This window comes from Acinetobacter wuhouensis (assembly GCF_001696605.3).
GTDB lineage: Bacteria > Pseudomonadota > Gammaproteobacteria > Pseudomonadales > Moraxellaceae > Acinetobacter > Acinetobacter wuhouensis.
Map to the genome: position 1 here is coordinate 3,766,374 of NZ_CP031716.1, position 16,676 is coordinate 3,783,049.

The 16,676-nt window shown below is 38.6% G+C and carries 15 protein-coding genes; 8 read left to right on the plus strand and 7 right to left on the minus strand.

From position 1 onward, the window contains the following. Positions 1-25: 25 nt before the first annotated feature. A protein-coding gene (locus tag BEN71_RS18660) for an IS4-like element ISAba1 family transposase (RefSeq protein ID WP_100249713.1) occupies positions 26-1,116 on the minus strand; the annotation gives its coding sequence in 2 pieces (ribosomal slippage) (positions 26-576 and positions 576-1,116; 1,092 coding nt in all). Between the two features lie 209 nt (positions 1,117-1,325). Between BEN71_RS18660 and BEN71_RS18665 the strand changes: the two genes are divergently transcribed. The 6 genes from BEN71_RS18665 to BEN71_RS18690 all read left to right on the plus strand — a co-directional run bounded on the left by BEN71_RS18665 (position 1,326) and on the right by BEN71_RS18690 (position 7,138). After that, on the plus strand, positions 1,326-2,288 hold the full coding sequence (locus tag BEN71_RS18665; protein ID WP_068975691.1) for a sulfonate ABC transporter substrate-binding protein: 963 nt from the start codon (positions 1,326-1,328) through the stop codon (positions 2,286-2,288). Positions 2,289-2,379: 91 nt separating this feature from the next. Continuing rightward, on the plus strand, positions 2,380-3,312 hold the full coding sequence (locus BEN71_RS18670; protein ID WP_227542691.1) for a sulfonate ABC transporter substrate-binding protein: 933 nt from the start codon (positions 2,380-2,382) through the stop codon (positions 3,310-3,312). A gap of 46 nt (positions 3,313-3,358) precedes the next feature. Then, positions 3,359-4,528 carry an FMNH2-dependent alkanesulfonate monooxygenase gene (ssuD, locus tag BEN71_RS18675; RefSeq protein ID WP_068975689.1) on the plus strand — a complete coding sequence of 390 codons (1,170 nt, stop codon included), beginning with the start codon at positions 3,359-3,361 and terminating at the stop codon, positions 4,526-4,528. Next, positions 4,525-5,346: an aliphatic sulfonate ABC transporter permease SsuC gene (gene ssuC / locus BEN71_RS18680; protein ID WP_068975688.1), complete on the plus strand. Its 822-nt coding sequence runs from the start codon at positions 4,525-4,527 to the stop codon at positions 5,344-5,346. The genes ssuD and ssuC overlap by 4 nt, the downstream gene beginning before the upstream one ends. 9 nt (positions 5,347-5,355) lie before the next feature. Then, positions 5,356-6,153: an ATP-binding cassette domain-containing protein gene (locus BEN71_RS18685; RefSeq protein WP_068975687.1), complete on the plus strand. Its 798-nt coding sequence runs from the start codon at positions 5,356-5,358 to the stop codon at positions 6,151-6,153. A gap of 367 nt (positions 6,154-6,520) precedes the next feature. Beyond that, the gene (locus BEN71_RS18690; RefSeq protein WP_068975686.1) at positions 6,521-7,138 is read left to right on the plus strand and encodes a TetR/AcrR family transcriptional regulator; all 618 of its coding nucleotides are present in this window, start codon (positions 6,521-6,523) and stop codon (positions 7,136-7,138) included. A 70-nt stretch (positions 7,139-7,208) separates the two neighbouring features. Here BEN71_RS18690 and BEN71_RS18695 read toward each other — a convergent pair whose 3' ends face one another. After that, positions 7,209-7,772: a 5'-methylthioadenosine/S-adenosylhomocysteine nucleosidase family protein gene (locus tag BEN71_RS18695; protein ID WP_068975685.1), complete on the minus strand. Its 564-nt coding sequence runs from the start codon at positions 7,770-7,772 to the stop codon at positions 7,209-7,211. A 236-nt stretch (positions 7,773-8,008) separates the two neighbouring features. Between BEN71_RS18695 and BEN71_RS18700 the strand changes: the two genes are divergently transcribed. Beyond that, positions 8,009-9,141, plus strand: a protein-coding gene (locus BEN71_RS18700) for an IS3-like element ISAba14 family transposase (RefSeq protein WP_223155595.1) whose coding sequence is annotated in 2 segments (ribosomal slippage) — positions 8,009-8,261 and positions 8,261-9,141 — 1,134 coding nt in all. Because the reading frame shifts where the segments join, the coding sequence is not laid out codon by codon here. An 80-nt stretch (positions 9,142-9,221) separates the two neighbouring features. After that, complete coding sequence (locus BEN71_RS18705; protein ID WP_068975183.1) at positions 9,222-9,764, plus strand: NADPH-dependent FMN reductase; 543 nt, start codon at positions 9,222-9,224, stop codon at positions 9,762-9,764. Positions 9,765-10,035: 271 nt separating this feature from the next. Here BEN71_RS18705 and BEN71_RS18710 read toward each other — a convergent pair whose 3' ends face one another. The 5 genes from BEN71_RS18710 to tssM form a co-directional block, all read right to left on the minus strand. Next, positions 10,036-10,527, minus strand: a complete 492-nt coding sequence (locus BEN71_RS18710; protein WP_068975184.1) for an NF045616 family extracytoplasmic (lipo)protein — start codon at positions 10,525-10,527, stop codon at positions 10,036-10,038. A 139-nt stretch (positions 10,528-10,666) separates the two neighbouring features. After that, complete coding sequence (locus tag BEN71_RS18715; protein ID WP_068975185.1) at positions 10,667-10,933, minus strand: PAAR domain-containing protein; 267 nt, start codon at positions 10,931-10,933, stop codon at positions 10,667-10,669. A 46-nt stretch (positions 10,934-10,979) separates the two neighbouring features. Continuing rightward, a complete protein-coding gene (locus tag BEN71_RS18720; RefSeq protein WP_068975186.1) occupies positions 10,980-11,735 on the minus strand; it encodes an OmpA family protein in 756 nt (251 codons plus the stop codon). 1 nt (position 11,736) lies between these two features. Then, positions 11,737-12,699: a type VI secretion system-associated protein TagF gene (gene tagF, locus BEN71_RS18725; RefSeq protein ID WP_068975187.1), complete on the minus strand. Its 963-nt coding sequence runs from the start codon at positions 12,697-12,699 to the stop codon at positions 11,737-11,739. A 34-nt stretch (positions 12,700-12,733) separates the two neighbouring features. Beyond that, positions 12,734-16,645 (minus strand): type VI secretion system membrane subunit TssM, encoded by a 3,912-nt coding sequence (gene tssM / locus BEN71_RS18730; protein ID WP_227542692.1) that lies wholly within the window; start codon positions 16,643-16,645, stop codon positions 12,734-12,736. Between the last annotated feature and the right edge of the window lie 31 nt (positions 16,646-16,676).

Consider the following 16,676-nt stretch of genomic DNA (forward strand, 5'->3'; position numbering starts at 1 on the left):
TTTTTAGCTCTGTACACGACAAATTTCACAGAACCCTTATCCTATCAGGCTTCTGCCTTCTTAAAATTGCCAAAATCTCCTTAAACTCTTCTTTTTTCCCAAAACCAATTAAACGCTGAATCGCCATTTGAACATAGTCTAAACCATAGCGAAATAAACTCATTGAGAGTCGTCCATGCTTCTTTATTTTTATCGCTTTTTTTTGATCATGTTGCCATTCACCCGTTAAGTAACACCAACAGAAGCTTATAGCTAACACCGCAATCAATTTTTTCACTCGTCTAGCGTCTGTCAAGCGCGTATTTTCAAGATTAAACCCGCGTCCTTTGAGACAACTGAATAAGGTTTCAATTTCCCAGCGTAATGCATAATCCTGAATAGCATTGGCATTAAACTGAGGAGAAACGACGAGTAAAAGCTCTCCATTTTCTAACTGTAGTGCACTTATATATAGTTTCACCCGACCAACCAAAATCCGTCGTTTACGACATTCAATTTGACCAACTTGAAGATGGCGAAATAAATCACTAATTTTATGATTCTTTCCTAAATGATTGGTGACAATGAAGTTTTTTTAACACGAATGCAGAAGTTGATGTCTTGTTCAATTAACCATGTAAACCACTGCTCACCGATAAACTCTCTGTCTGCGAACACATTCACAATACGGTCTTTACCAAAAATGGCTATAAAGCGTTGAATCAAAGCAATGCGCTCTTTCGTATCTGAATTTCCACGTTTATTAAGTAATGTCCAAAGGATAGGTATCGCTATTCCACGATAAACGATCGCAAGCATCAGGATATTAATATTTCGTTTTCCCCATTTCCAATTGGTTCTATCTAAAGTCAGTTGCACTTTGTCGAATGAAAACATATTGAAAATCAACTGAGAAATTTGACGATAATCAAAATACTGACCTGCAAAGAAGCGCTGCATACGTCGATAAAATGATTGTGGTAAGCACTTGATGGGCAAGGCTTTAGATGCAGAAGAAAGATTACATGTTTGCTTTAAAATAATCACAAGCATGATGAGCGCAAAGCACTTTAAATGTGACTTGTTCCATTTTAGATATTTGTTTAAGATAAGATATAGCTCATTGAGATGTGTCATAGTATTCGTCGTTAGAAAACAATTATTATGACATTATTTCAATGAGTTATCTATTTTTGTCGTGTACAGAGATTTTTTAGATAAATTTAGCACTTTATGTTTTATCTTTTTTTTTCATTAGCAATCATATAAATCTTATTTTTTTGAAAATAAAAAGCCTTTTAAGCTGATGCTCATTCATTTTTAACTCTTTTAGGGCATCGTTCGTCATGGCGCATTTATTTCAACCGTCTTGGAAAAAAATCACAATTCTTAGTGCAAGCCTTGCAACGATCATGATGCTTTCTGGATGTTCAAAACAACAAGAGACCACGACCTTAAACATTGGCTTTCAAAAATACGGCGTCTTACCAATCGTTAAGGCACGTGGTGACTTAGATAAAGTACTGAAAGAAAAGGGCGTGACGGTGAAATGGGTTGAATTCCCTGCGGGTCCTCAACTCCTAGAAGGCTTGAATGTCGGCAGTGTGTCGTTTGGTGAAGCAGGTGAAGCACCGCCAATTTTTGCACAGGCAGCCAATTCAAATCTGGTCTATATCGCCAACCAACCCGCAGCACCTTTGGCTGAAGCATTAATTGTACCGAAAGATTCAACAATCAAATCAATTCAAGATTTAAAAGGCAAACGTGTCGTATTGAATAAAGGGTCAAACGTTCACTACTTATTATTGAAAGTTTTGGAAGCCAATCATCTCAAGCTTGATGACATTCAAGTGGTGTACTTACCGCCTGCCGATGCACGTGCCGCTTTTGAAAAAGGCGCCGTGGATGCATGGGTGATTTGGGATCCGTTCTTTGCTTCAGCTGAAAAACAACTCGGTGCAAAAGTTTTAGCGACTGGACAAAATTTAGTGAATAACCACCAATTCTATTTGGCAGATCGCAAGTTTGCAGAACAGCATCCTGATGTTCTAAAGGCAGTGGTAAATGAATTGAACACCACCACGCAATGGGTATCTCAACATCAGACTGATGCTGCAAAACTTTTAGAAAAACCAACAGGCTTGCCTTTAGATGTGCTGAACACGTCTATTTCACGTATGGGCTTTGGTGTAACCCCTATTTCCAGTGAGGTTGCCAAGCAACAACAATATGTGGCAGATGCCTTTTATCAACAAAAACTCATTCCCAACAAAATCAACATTCAAGCAGCGATTCTAGCCAATCCATAAGCCTAGAACACTCATTACAGAGGACATCAAAATGACCCAACATCACACGAAAATAAAAGCAACATCATGGTTCAAACTCCCTCATCATACGATGACCACCATGTTGATCTGTAGTGCAATGTTGGGCGCAACTTCTGTTTGGGCGGTTGATCCGAATGTCAAAGAACTCAGAATCGGCTTTCAAAAAAGTTCAATTAACTTCGCCATTGCCAAACAACAAAAGCTCTATGAGAAAGAATTTCCAAACGCCACTATTTCTTGGAATGAATTTCCTGCAGGTCCACAAATTTTAGAAGCTTTAGCAGTCGGTTCAATCGATGTTGGTGTCACGGGTGATACACCACCTGTCTATGCACAAGCTGCCAATAAACCGCTGTATTACATTGCTTATGAAGCAGCAAAACCTTTAGCATCGGCAATTTTAGTTTCTAAAGACTCCAAAATTACCAAACTCAGTGAATTGAAAGGCAAACGTATTGCCTTACAAAAGGGCTCTAGTGCGCATTATTTACTGGTACAAGCAGTGCGCAAAGCAGGCTTGCAATGGACAGATATTCAACCCATTTGGCTCACCCCTGCTGATGCTCGTGCAGCATTTCAAAAAGGTGCTGTAGATGCATGGGCAATTTGGGATCCGTTCTTTGCTTCCGCACAAGTTGAAGATCACGCCCGTGTTTTAGCGTCTGGACAAGGTTTAAGCCCGAACTATACCTTCTATTTGGCTTCACCTGATTTCGTGAAGAAAAACCCAAAAGCCGTCAAAAGTATTATCCAACAAATCAATGTTGCCGATAAATGGGTTCAAGCCAATCGCACTGCAACAGCACAAGCCATTGGGCAAAGTACAGGTTTAAAACCTCAAGTCAGCCAAGTCTTTATTGAACGGCGTCCAAAGCCATCTGGTGCCGCGCCACTGTCCGCAAAAGTCATTTCCGATCAGCAACAACTGGCAAACCGTTTTACTGAATTGAAAATTATTCCAAACCGCATCGACATTAAACAAGCCGTTTGGACTGCGAAATAACCTTGAACATATTTGATGTTTTAAAATTTTATACAGGATGAATGAAATGAAAATCTTCTGGTTTATTCCCACTCATGGTGACAGTCGCTATTTAGGCACGAGCAAAGGCGCACGCCAAGTAGATCATGCTTATATGAAACAGATCGCTGTTGCTGTCGACAATTTGGGCTATGAAGGTGTACTCATCCCCACTGGTCGTTCTTGTGAAGACCCATGGATTACGGCAGCAAGTTTGATTGATGCAACTAAAAATCTAAAATTCCTCGTCGCTTTACGCCCAGGTGTGACCACGCCTGCTTTGGCAGCGCGTATGGCAGCAACATTTGACCGTCTTTCAAATGGTCGTGTACTGCTTAATCTTGTAACAGGCGGTGATGAAGAAGAGCTTAAAGGTGATGGCTTATATGAAGACCATGCAACGCGTTATAAAACTGCGGCTGAATACACCACCATTTGGCGTGAAATTTTAAAACGCTCACATACAGGGGAATCATTTACATTTCACGGTGAGCGTTTAAGCGTGGACAATGCCAAACTACTTTATCCACCTGTACAAGAACCGTATCCACCACTTTGGTTCGGTGGCTCTTCAGAAGATGCGATTGAACTGGCTGCGGATCAAGTCGATACCTATCTCACTTGGGGTGAGCCACCTGCTGCGGTAAAAGAAAAAATTGCAGTTGTCAAAGCACGTGCGGAAGCCAAAGGACGCCAGTTAAATTATGGTATTCGTTTACATGTGATTGTTCGAGAAACCAATGAACAAGCATGGCAAGCTGCCGAAGAGCTCATCCAATATGTCGATGATGCAACCATTGCAGCAGCACAGAAAAAATTCAAACAAATGGATTCAGTTGGTCAACGTCGCATGGCTGAACTGCATAACGGCGATCGCAGCAAACTCGAAGTTTCCCCAAACCTTTGGGCAGGTGTCGGTTTAGTCCGTGGTGGTGCAGGTACAGCATTAGTCGGTGATCCACAAACTGTTGCAGATCGTATCCAAGAATATGCTGATTTGGGAATTGGTACTTTCATATTCTCAGGCTATCCACACTTAGAAGAGTCTATTCGTTTTGCCGAACTGGTCTTCCCATTATTGCCTTTAGAAACTCGTAAAAAGCTGACTCAACCAAACTTAACAGGTCCATTTGGTGAGATTGTGGCAAACAATTACACCCCAGAGGAACACAAGGATCCTTTGAAGGAGTCTGCATGAATGCCACAGTTAAAAGCGCTCCCGCTATAAAAAGTAATGCTGTTTCACGTGGAACTCAAAAACTTGGGCAGCGCTTGCTGCCTTGGATTGTCCCACTGTTACTGATTGTGATTTGGCAAACTGCATCAAAAACTGGCTTATTGGAAAGTCGTGTATTACCAGCACCCACAGCCGTGGTTTCAGCATTTTGGACTTTGCTCATCAGTGGCGAGCTTTGGCAACATGTCAAAGTCAGTGCTGGACGTGCCTTACTTGGACTTTTAGTGGGAGGTGGACTCGGTCTACTTTTAGGATTACTGAATGGTTCATCAAAAGTCGCATCTAACCTACTCGACACGACGCTGCAAATGATTCGAAATATCCCAGCTTTGGCTTTAATTCCACTGGTGATTCTATGGTTCGGTATTGATGAGTCTGCAAAACTTTTCTTAGTTGCGGTCGGAGTATTTTTTCCAATTTATATCAATACCTATCACGGCATTCGTTCTGTTGATCCCCAATTGATTGAAATGGGTAAAAGCTACGGCTTAAATCAATGGCAATTATATAAAGACATCATTTTACCTGGAGCAATGCCATCAATCCTTGTCGGATTACGCTTTTCACTCGGTTTAGTATGGGTATTGCTCATTGTGGCTGAAACCATTTCTGCACAATCAGGTATCGGTTATATGACCATGAATGCCCGAGAATTTTTACAAACAGACATCGTTTTAGTCGGCATCTTACTTTATGCCCTTTTAGGTAAACTTGCCGATGTATTTGCACAATTTTTAGAAAAATATCTTTTGCGTTGGCACGCAGGTTATCAAAAATAGGAGCCTAAAATGACCGATTTAAGTATTAGCCAATATGCCAATGATCTTCTCCCAACAACTGAAAATGTTGAAGAAGAGCAAGCAAAAATTGGTGCAGAGATCTCTATTGAACAACTTCACAAATACTATGGTGATGTGAAGGTTTTAGAAGATTTAGATTTAAATATTGCAGCGGGTGAATTCATTGCCATTGTAGGTCGCAGTGGTTGCGGAAAAAGTACCCTACTGCGTTTAATTGCGGATCTCGAACAGCCTAGCTATGGAGAGATTAAATTTAAATCTCTATTGAACTTCCGTGAAGGCATCATTGCTGACGATATTCGAGTCATGTTCCAAGATCCACGTTTATTGCCGTGGAAAAGCATTTTAAAAAATGTGCAATTGGGTTTAACGAAAGATCAACATGCCAAAGCTGAACAACTACTAGAAAAAGTAGGGCTCAAAGAAAAGTCGGGACTCTGGCCATCTCAACTTTCAGGTGGGCAGCGTCAACGTACTGCCCTAGCACGCGCATTGTCACATACACCACGCGTGCTTTTATTGGATGAACCTCTAGGCGCTTTAGATGCCCTCACACGTCTGGATATGCAGAACCTGATTGAAAAGCTTTGGTTGGAACAAGGTTTCACTACGATTTTAGTCACACATGATGTCAGTGAAGCAGTACAACTGGCTGACCGCATTATCCTTTTAGATAAAGGACATATTGCACAACAGTTCAATGTTGACTTAGCACGCCCTCGACAAAAAGGGGTTAAATTTGCAGAACTCGAACAACAAGTTCTTGAAGCAGTATTGGCAACCTAAAATAGAGCAAATAAAATGTGACTTCTTTTAGCAAGTTAATTTATATTCACAATATCTATTAATTTTTTAAATGAAGTCTATATATTTTGATTTATTATCAGTAAAACATTATTTTTAATTTCAGATTTAAAATCATAATGTAATAGAAATGTCACAAAGTTTAAATCAAATGTAATAAATGACATGATTTTTAAATAAAAATTGCGCTAGTTTAGTGCATGATTAGATAATAAAGTTCACAATTTGATTTAATAATATAACTTCATAATTATTTATCAGAAATATTCCAAAATAATGCTGCTTTCTGTGCACAAATCAAACATTTTACCGTACAATTTAATGATCAGTTTTTTGATTTAAAGATGCGATGGAACAAAAAAAGAGTGCCCAGAAGCGGCAGCAGCTACTCAATGCTGCACTTGATGTATTTTCTCTCTATGGATTCAATGGTGCGAGTCTTGATGAAATTGCGCAGTTAGCAGATATGCATAAATCGAATATTTTCTATTATTATGAAAATAAAGAAGCGCTCTATGTCGAAGTACTCACCACAGTGATGCAGAAATGGTTAGCGCCTTTGCAATCATTAGAATCTGAGCTTGAGCCCACTGAAGCTTTGTCACATTACATCATGACAAAAATCGAAATTTCAAGAACTCAGCCGAAAGCATCAAAACTTTTTGCCTTAGAAATTATCCAAGGTGCGCCGCATATTTTGGCGATTTTAAAAGGCCCATTGAAGAAATTATTTAAACGCAAAGCCAAAGTCATTTCGATGTGGCAAGAGCAAGGTAAAATTTCAGATCAAATTGATCCAGAGTTATTGATTATTAATATTTGGGGATTAACTCAAAATTATGCTGATTTCAGTACTCAAATCGAAATGGTCACTGGAAAAACTTTACGCAATAAAAGTATGTGCCAACGTGCTATTGAACATACCATTCATATGATTTTATATGGTGTATTACCTCGTAGTGAATAATCCAATCATGGTATTGAATTATTTTGGCAAACGACCATAGAAGTCTATGGTCGCCAAAACCTTTACCACATTAAATAGATTGATACAGTTTTAGTAATTTTTTTGCACCTAATAATAAATTTTCTTCCCAATCTAAATGTGCAGTGTCATTTGCACCATCACTGATATATTTCACCGAAATTAAGCGCACATCGAGTTTTTTACATACTTTGGCTAAAGCATAGCCTTCCATATCAACCAAATTACACGATACTTTAGGTTGACCCGTTTCAAAACTATCCCCTGTTCCACAAATCCCTTGTGAAAGATGTGTGAAATAAGAGTCTAAATCAATCGCTTCAGGATAATGTTCATCCATCGGAGTGACACCCACTTCAAAGCCGAGTGGTGACACATCCATATCACGCTGCACAAAAGTTTTAACTTCAACCAATTCATGTGCATTGAAATATGAACTCCCTGCACTACCGAGGTTAAGAATGGTTTTACAGCCTGTTTTTTGAATCACATCAAATGCTGTAAATGCCGCATTGATTTTACCAATCCCACTGTAGTGAACTGTAATACCAGCTTGTTCAAATAAATCTTTAGATTCACTCGGTAGAGCCATAATTAAGGCAATATCATTTTTCATATAAGCTCAAAGATAATATCTATGGGGAAACATAGGATTTATATTTTAGATCCACCTTTAACTCAAGGTCGAATCAAAAATTTAAAATCCTATACACATGATACAAACATTTTACATTATGATTTATGCAGTATTAAACGATTAAAAAAGAGATGGATCCGTAAATTTGAACAACTCCTATAAGTGATATTCTGCTCCTCAAATGATGTTATAAACATCAATATATGGAGTATTTTATGGCACGTAGACCAAGAAGAAATCATTCAAATGATTTTAAAGCTAAGGTAGCACTTGCTGCGATTAAAGCAGAAAAAACACTTGCTGAATTGAGTGCTGAGTTTGATGTTCATCAAAACCAAATTATTGACTGGAAAAATCAATTGATCTCAGCTTCCTCGCAAGCTTTCGATCAATCAAAAGCTCCAACAGAACCACCCATCGATCTAAAAAAACTACATGCAAAAATCGGTGAGCAGGCATTAGAAATTGATTTTTTAGAAGGTGTGTTGAAGAAACTGGGCCGCTTCAACCACAAAAGTTAATCGACGACTCACTTCAGATTTCAGTATCTAAGCAAGCTAAGCTGCTGAAAGTCTCCCGTGGTTGTTATTACTATCGCCCAAAACCTGTGAGTGCATCAGATCTGAAGCTGATGCGATGTATTGATGAATTACATATGCAATATCCTTTTGCAGGCAGTCGTATGATGCGTGATTTGTTGAATCGTCAAGGACATCATATAGGACGACGTCATACACGTACTTTAATGAAGAAAATGGGTATTCAGGCGTTATATTGCAAACCAAATTTAAGCCAGGCTAATCAAGCTCACCGTAAATATCCATATCTGCTCAAAGGGTTGGCTATTCAGCGCAGTAATCAAGTGTGGTCTACGGATATAACGTATATCCCTATGGCAAAAGGCTTTGTTTATTTATGTGCTGTGATTGATTGGCATAGCCGCAAGGTACTTGCGCATAGGGTATCGATTAGTATGGAGGTGGATTTTTGTATTTCGGCTTTAAATGAAGCGATTGAAAAATATGGTCGACCTGAAATATTTAATACAGACCAAGGCAGCCAGTTTACCAGTGATGCATTTATTGATGTATTGAAATCAAATGGCATTCAAATCAGTATGGATGGTAAAGGTCGATGGGTAGATAATGTGATGGTTGAACGATTATGGCGGAGCGTTAAATATGAAGAGGTGTATCTCAAAGCTTATAGCAGTGTCACAGATGCGAAAAAGCAATTAAGTGCATATTTTGAGTTTTATAATTTGAAACGACCTCATTCGAGTCTAGACAAAATGACACCAAATGAGTTTTACTATGATCAGCTACCCCAACAAAACAAGGTGGCTTAACTAGAGCGGAATATCACTTATAAATACGCTTTTAGTTGTTCAAACAAGTGGGACCACCTCTAAAAAGAGAGCAACAACAAATGAATATTCATATTATTGTCGGTAGTATCCGTGAAGGGCGTGTAGCGATCAAAGTTGCAGAATGGCTACTTAGAGAAATTAAAAAGCTAGAATTTAGTACTTTAAATATTGAAATCGTCGATTTGAAGGAATGGGATCTACCATTCTTTGCAGGTAAAAATTCCCCTGCGACTGGAATTTATGATCAACCCAAACAACAAGAATGGGCAAAAAAAATAGATTCAGGCGATGCGTTTATTTTCATTACCCCTGAGTATAATCATGGCTATAGCCCTGTTTTGAAGAATGCGATCGACTTTGTATACAAAGAATGGCAAGCCAAGCCTGCTGCTTTCGTCAGCTATGGCGGAACCAATGGTTCTCGTTCAATCGACCAAATTAAACAAGTTTGCTCGTTTATTGGCATGATCGACTCCAATGCTGTGATTGAATTACGCGATATTTTTAGTCGCAGCAAAACTGAAACCTTTGAAGGCAATGAATTTGACAATAAAGCCGTTAAATCTGTTGTAAATAAACTGATTCAATATGCCAATGTTTAAATCTAAATCTTCAATTTTCAATACGTAAATTTGTACGTTTTAGCTTACATTACATGCTTCAATTTGCGACTTGGTGACCCTTAGAAAATTCTCTATTCTTTAGTCATAGGGAACAGGAAGTTTCCCAGACATAAAACAACAATAATCGGTCTGAGCATCAGGAAGTGAGGTAGAACAGGAGTTTACCTAGCTAACCAATACGAAAAAGCCCCGTCAGGATGATGGGGCTTTTTTTTATTCTACTATTTTTGCAAATTCCTTTATCGTTTGTTTAACCAAATAATCTAGCGAGGATTTCTTTTATTTTAGCAAAAATTCTATCCAACAAAGATTGAGCCTTTTGTTCTTTAACTTCATACAATTCATTTGAGCACTTTTGAGACTGATCTACCCGATAAATTTGGTTTTTGTCACTGATACAAATTCTGAATGAATAGGTTTTATCTAATTCAATAAAAATGTCATGGGGCTTATTTCTTTCTATATGATCTAAGGGAATCGAAATACAATTTTTAAAACCTTTAGGTATTTCAATATTATAATAAATCTTCTCATAATCATCTGAACGAGAACTCAGTTCGTCTAAATTTGTGGTATAGACATACGCCCTATTTTCATAACCCAGTGATGCTTTATCATCTTGAATAAAAATACATAATTGATTATTTTTCATTTGTGCAAATAAAGGCTTAGTTCTAGGTAAATTCGCATTTACTGTAGGTGCGAGAAGTAAGGAAATAAGTAGAATATATTGCTTGTTCATATTTACTTTCTTTATGAATTAATTGTAACTTTCTCTGTATTATCTATCTGCACAAAACTTACAAACATAACTCAAATCATAAAAAACCCCGTCAGGATGATGGGGCTTTTTTTATACATGATTTTGAATTAGACAGAAGCTAATTCTGTCCAACATTTAAAGACTGATTTGCAATGCATTTACAACCACATGATAAAGGCGAATTATGCTGCGCCGCAGGCTTGCCCATAACGGTCATATGATTATCACCAGACACTATGGTTGAAACGCATTTATGCTTTGGACAAGTCGCCTTATCACCCACACATGCCACAGGCTTCCCTTCAATCGTAAAAGTCGACTGTGCTGAAATCACAGTACCCCCACCTGTTGTTGGGGAACCCAAAGTAATATATGGGAGTGCCATGCGCCGTTCCTCTTATTTTTATTCAATTAATGACCGTTAAAATCTGTTATAAAACATCAAATTCAATACGGCGGTTTTTCTTACGACCTTCTTCTGTCGCATTGTCTGCAACAGGCTTGGTTGAACCTAAACCTTCAGCTGTTAAACGCGTGGGTGCAATCCCTTTCGCAACTAAATATTGCTTCACTGCTTCCGCACGTTGCAAACTCAAAGGCTGATTTTTTTCAGGATTACCTTGGCTATCAGTATGCCCGATAATTTTTACATTTTTACCTTGAACCTTGTTTAAAGCAACCACCATCTCGTCTAAGATTTGTGTACCGACAGGCGTCAAAACTGCTTTACCTGATTCAAACTCAATAATACGATTCTTCAGTGCATTATCAATCACTGACTGCTCTGCTGCATTGACTGAAATCTGAGGATTAAAACGATATGGCGCTTGGACTAAGGATTGAAATAATGCAGTTGTAGGTTGAATATCCGCTTGAACACCCATTTTCCCTGTCAAATCAACCTGTGTACCACGAACAGACAACTTACCCTGACTGATTTTTTTAAGATCAGGGGTAATCACTCGAGTAACTGAATCACTCCACCCATTTGGTGCGGATACAGGGCGGATTTGGATTTTATCGACCACTTGATCATTGCCATACACTGATCTTAATTTGGCAAGAATGGCTTGTTTGGTCATATCATTGGGCACAGCACCCTCAACAATGATTGGGGCAGCAAATGCGTGCAAAGAAAAAAATAAGCTTGAAATAACCGTGATGCTTTTTAATAATTTTATCTTCATATCATCTTTCTTCTATAAATGTTTGCCTAAAAATCTTCATGCCTTGTGTCAAGCTCAATTGACGCTCACATAAAGATTGTTCTAGCGCAGCCAACCCAGCATTCTGTTCTAAATAGGCATCTACCCATTGAGGTTGAAGCAATGATACCCAATGATCATTTTGCATATTTTGATTAAAAATATTGCTCAATGCGGTGATATCCGCACCCTGAAAACCAAACAACAAAACTGGAGAATCTTGATGCAAAATACCCATTAAAATTTCAGTATTACTTTTTTCTAAGAATCGCCCAATTAGATTGACCCAAAACGCTGCTATCTCATAACTATAACTTGGATTATTAATCGGTAAAATCAGTACTTTAGATAACTTACTAGTACCATGCTTGAGTACAGGTTGAAGTAATAAGCCTAAGCCCATCATACTTTGAGCCAACTCGTATGGCGTCACTTTCATCATTTGAGCAAACGAATGCATCGTATGATGTTCGAAAAAATCCTGCGTCTTTATTTCAGGAAGCACTTGAATCTCATGATCAATATTACCCAATTTTGTGAGTAAAATTTCAGGATCATTAATCGTTCTAAATACACGGTTTTTCTGAAATAAATCAATCAGCACAGGCTTATACTTATAAGGAGCGTATAACAAGTTTTGAAATGGTTGGTCAACTTCTAAAAGGTGACTCAACACCATGGGGAACTGACGACCTGAACTGTCTTCACTGGTCACCATATTGGCAACCAAAAACATTCTTTCCCGAGGATTTGCAATAAAGAAATCTAATGGTGCGAGTGTTTGATAAGCCTCATCAAAATTAGGTTCACGCATTGCAATTTCTAATGCCTCAGTAATCCATTGATCCAAAACCTGAATCAATGAATATTGTCCTTTGGTTTTAAGGAAATCTCCGCGAGCAGGGCATTTTCCATAATACAATGGTGTCGACTTTATCATTTGCATACTTGAATCCCTCTTTCTGAATAATTTCCTTTTATCATTGAGTTACCCCACCATGATTTGCTGTAGTGTTTGCAGCAGGTGCTGTGGATGGTGATGCAGGTGTCGCTTGAGGTTTTGCTGTACTCGGTTGTGTAGGTGCAGATGGTGATGTTGCTGTACCACCAAATGGTGAAGCTGCTTTTGGATTCGGTACTGCACTTGCTGGTGCTTGTTGTGCGGCAACAACAAGTTGTGCTTTTGGACTGGTGACACGATCAACCAACTTCAATCCGACATAGCCACGATTTGAACCAATCGGATTTGATGCATTACCACTAATCAAACGGAATTGAAGTTTGACAAATAAGTCCGCATTTTGTCTGCTTGCCCATGTCATTTCAAAACTGCCATTCAATGGCTTACGTTGTGCACTATCAATCAGCTTGTTAATACCATATTCACCCGGTTCTTCGAAAATAGTGTGTGTCTGTCCGTCCAAATCAATCGCAGTAATTCGAGCGCCTGGAATAGAGTTTGGATTTGGCCAAATAAAGTTCACCCATTGTTGCACGCCATTTTCATAAACCAAACGTTGTCCATCAATATCAATGGTATAAGACAATAGTTTATTGTTTGGTAAAGGATAGAACTGGAAGTTTGACTGATTGGTCGGTGCAGGAGTACCACCTCCTCCTGCTGTAGCAGTGCCATTCACAGGTGTCGTATATTGTTCAAAAGCAGTAACAAACTCTGGATTTAAACCGATCCCCATGTTCTTCCATGTTTTAGAAGACAAGGTATAACCACGGCGAATCACAAATGGTTCGAGTGTTTCTTTGACGAATCTAGAAATACTTCCGTTATCCCCAAAAATCTGACCAATTTCATTACTGGTGGCTTGAATTGTACCTGATGAGTTGAATGGTACTTTTTGTGCAAGCGTTTGATTAAATGGTTGATACGCTTGAAGTGACCACAGTTTATTAATTTCATCCTGTGCAGGAACCAACAAACTATCAAAGGATTGAGTTAATGGGCTTACCAATAACTTTTGTACCATTTGCTGATCTAATTCTCCCAAACCAACGGTTAATTTTTCATCAACCACTTTTTGCGTTGCATTAAATACAGAACTTTGATCATTAATAGTTGCTTTCGCCAATGCCAAAGCACTTGGTCCAAAATCGCCTGCACTGCGTAAATCATTTAACTTACTTCTCACCTGAGCCATATTTTGTAAATAGTCATCAAGCAAAGATTTGTCTTGTAAGTCATCACGTTTACGGATCAGTTGATAGAACACTTGGAACTGTTGAGAAATTTCTCCTTGTTGTTGATTTGATGCACGTTGAACATCCTCAGTTTTACCTTGCCCTAAAACTTTACGTTTAAACCAAGCAATAAAACCTGTTTGTGGTGCTGCCAATTCAGCCTGAACCACTGGATTGTCCCAGCTGGTTTCTTTAGCTACACGGTCTATATAAGTACGAATTGGAGAGTTTTGTGGCTCACCTAACACATCCATGATCTTGGTTTGCTGAGCAAAGTCAGGACCTTTGGCATAGTGCGTTGCATTGATAAATTTTTTCCATTCAGCAATATATTCTTGCTTATATAGTTTTGTCAGTTGTTTACGGATTTGATCTGGACTGCCACTAAATGTTAAGTCATCAGACTGTGTACTATTTAATACCCAATCTTTAGTATCTGTAGGTCTGTTTGCAGCTTCTTCAATCGCTTTATCAACATATTCATCCCATGCTTTTTGTGAGAACACACCAGGTAAGGCATATCCTCCTAACATGACATTACGATTTGCTTCACCCACGATCTGCGCCACAGTAACCGCTGGATAACGTACCGCAGCACGCATTTTAATTTCGTTATAGACACGATCACGCGCAGGCATACCACGAACAACAGAAAGCAACACTTGGCGAGATTGATCTACCAATTGAGCATCTGATTCCAATACTGGGAATTTTTCATCATTCGCCAAAGTCATTGAATAACTTAAAATCTTTTCCGCTTTCTGCATCATTTCACCACGTGGCATTTGACCACGGTTGGCATCTAACCATGAACGCCAGAAGCGAGTGACTTGATCACTTAAATGACTTGCATCCATATATTGTGGATTACTCATCATCAAATAAGCTTTCAGTGCATTGTATGCATCTTGTGGATTGGTATCTAAAGGTTCAGAAGCAATTTGACTCGATGAAGTTTGCTTAATTTCTACATTGACATGATTTTGTTTGAGCACTTGTTCATTGTTTTTAACACGCTGTAAAAACTGAGCTATATTCTGCTGACTTGGTGTAAGTACAATTTGTTTAACACCTTTTAGATATTCAGCTTTTAACTTTTCTCTTAACTCATTACCCTGATACAGACCAAATGAAAACTTCAATGGGCGATGTGCATCGAAATCATCCAATTGCTCTAAACGTTGTTGCAAGATCAATAAAGAATCTATTTGAGTAGACAGCTCTTGACCTGAACTTTGCTCCATTTGCACAACTTTGTTTAAATCTGCTTGAACATCTGCAATCAACTGTTGATTGTTACGATATGACCAAACCCATAAACCAAGGATAATCGACACCCCTAACAACGCCGCAATAAAACCTAAATAACGCTTACGTTTCGTCGTAGGGTTAATATGTTGTTTCACCAAGTTTTTATCTTTCAGAATCACTTCTGAGAATAAACCTTTTAAGAAATAACCATGGTTTTGAGAAATAGAATTTTGCGGAATGCCGTGTTCACTATTTGGAATTTTAGACAGTTGAAAATCGTCCACAATCTGTTCCGTCATTGGGCTTTCAATCACACCTTCTTGTAAAGCACTGGTGAAATAGAAACCACGGAATACAGGTTTAAATTGGTATGGATTTTCTTCGAATAAAGTCCCAATAAAAGTTTTTAAAACAGGCTTTAGCGTCTTAAATTCCAGCGGGAATGTCATCACGCTTGGAGAGATATTCTGTGCATGACGACGGCTTAAATGCGTCGTACTCACCCCTTTTAAACCATCATATAAAATATTGTAGTGCTTCTCGAAATGTTCCACGGCATTATTCGATGACTCAGGGTCATAAGGCAGTGTTGCACCCCAAACCTGATCGAACTCAGCAGCTTCATAACATTCAAAAAATTCTGTGAATCCAGCAATCAAATCCATTTTTGAAAAAACTAAATAAACAGGTGCAAAAATTTCTAAACGTTCGGTTAAATCTTGAATACGTGCTCTTAAGCTTTTTGCCAATTTAATTGATTTTTCAGGACTTTGACTAACCAATTCAGCCACACTCACAATCACAATTAAGCCGTTGATCGGAGCTTTAGAGCGGTTCTTTTTGAGAATACTGAGGAAACCCAACCATTCTGAATGATCTTCCGAATAGACTGAATAACGACCAGCTGTATCCAACAACACCCCTTCTGTTGAAAAGAACCAATCACAATTACGTGTACCACTTAAACCTGATGAAACTACTTTTTGATGGGTTTCTTCAAATGGGAACTTTAAGCCCGAATGGTAAATCGCAGAACTCTTCCCTGCCGCTGGGTTACCAATCACCATATACCATGGCAACTCATAAAGCGCCGCATTACCACTTTTATCACCCAATTTTGATTTACGAATCAATTGGATAGAATCTTTCATTTGCTGATTAATCAGCGTTAATTCTTCTTTATCTTTTTGCTTACCGTATTCAGCCGTATTGTCTTGTTCAATCGCTTCAGCTAACGCTTCACCTTGTTCAGCATGTTTACGGCGTTGAAATAACCAATAGATCCCATAAATGATCAACCCCAGTACATAGGCAGCCATCATCATCACAAAATATTTACGTGGTACGGCACTGTACGAAGATACGATTGCAACAAATATCGACAGCGCAATAATCGCTTTCGGATTTGTTACGTACTGCCAAACATAACCTAATATTGTATATATCATTTTCTCTATTTCTTTCTAAATTATCTGT

What these genes read in the sequence shown, in the direction of transcription:
- tagF (WP_068975187.1), bottom strand. Translation starts at nt 12,699, where the DNA reads ATGCAAATGATAAAGTCGACACCATTGTATTATGGAAAATGCCCTGCT.
- BEN71_RS18710 (WP_068975184.1), bottom strand. Translation starts at nt 10,527, where the DNA reads ATGAACAAGCAATATATTCTACTTATTTCCTTACTTCTCGCACCTACA.
- BEN71_RS18695 (WP_068975685.1), bottom strand. Translation starts at nt 7,772, where the DNA reads ATGAAAAATGATATTGCCTTAATTATGGCTCTACCGAGTGAATCTAAA.
- BEN71_RS18685 (WP_068975687.1), top strand. Translation starts at nt 5,356, where the DNA reads ATGACCGATTTAAGTATTAGCCAATATGCCAATGATCTTCTCCCAACA.
- BEN71_RS18720 (WP_068975186.1), bottom strand. Translation starts at nt 11,735, where the DNA reads ATGAAGATAAAATTATTAAAAAGCATCACGGTTATTTCAAGCTTATTT.
- BEN71_RS18665 (WP_068975691.1), top strand. Translation starts at nt 1,326, where the DNA reads ATGGCGCATTTATTTCAACCGTCTTGGAAAAAAATCACAATTCTTAGT.
- BEN71_RS18670 (WP_227542691.1), top strand. Translation starts at nt 2,380, where the DNA reads ATGACCACCATGTTGATCTGTAGTGCAATGTTGGGCGCAACTTCTGTT.
- ssuC (WP_068975688.1), top strand. Translation starts at nt 4,525, where the DNA reads ATGAATGCCACAGTTAAAAGCGCTCCCGCTATAAAAAGTAATGCTGTT.
- BEN71_RS18715 (WP_068975185.1), bottom strand. Translation starts at nt 10,933, where the DNA reads ATGGCACTCCCATATATTACTTTGGGTTCCCCAACAACAGGTGGGGGT.
- BEN71_RS18705 (WP_068975183.1), top strand. Translation starts at nt 9,222, where the DNA reads ATGAATATTCATATTATTGTCGGTAGTATCCGTGAAGGGCGTGTAGCG.
- BEN71_RS18690 (WP_068975686.1), top strand. Translation starts at nt 6,521, where the DNA reads ATGGAACAAAAAAAGAGTGCCCAGAAGCGGCAGCAGCTACTCAATGCT.
- ssuD (WP_068975689.1), top strand. Translation starts at nt 3,359, where the DNA reads ATGAAAATCTTCTGGTTTATTCCCACTCATGGTGACAGTCGCTATTTA.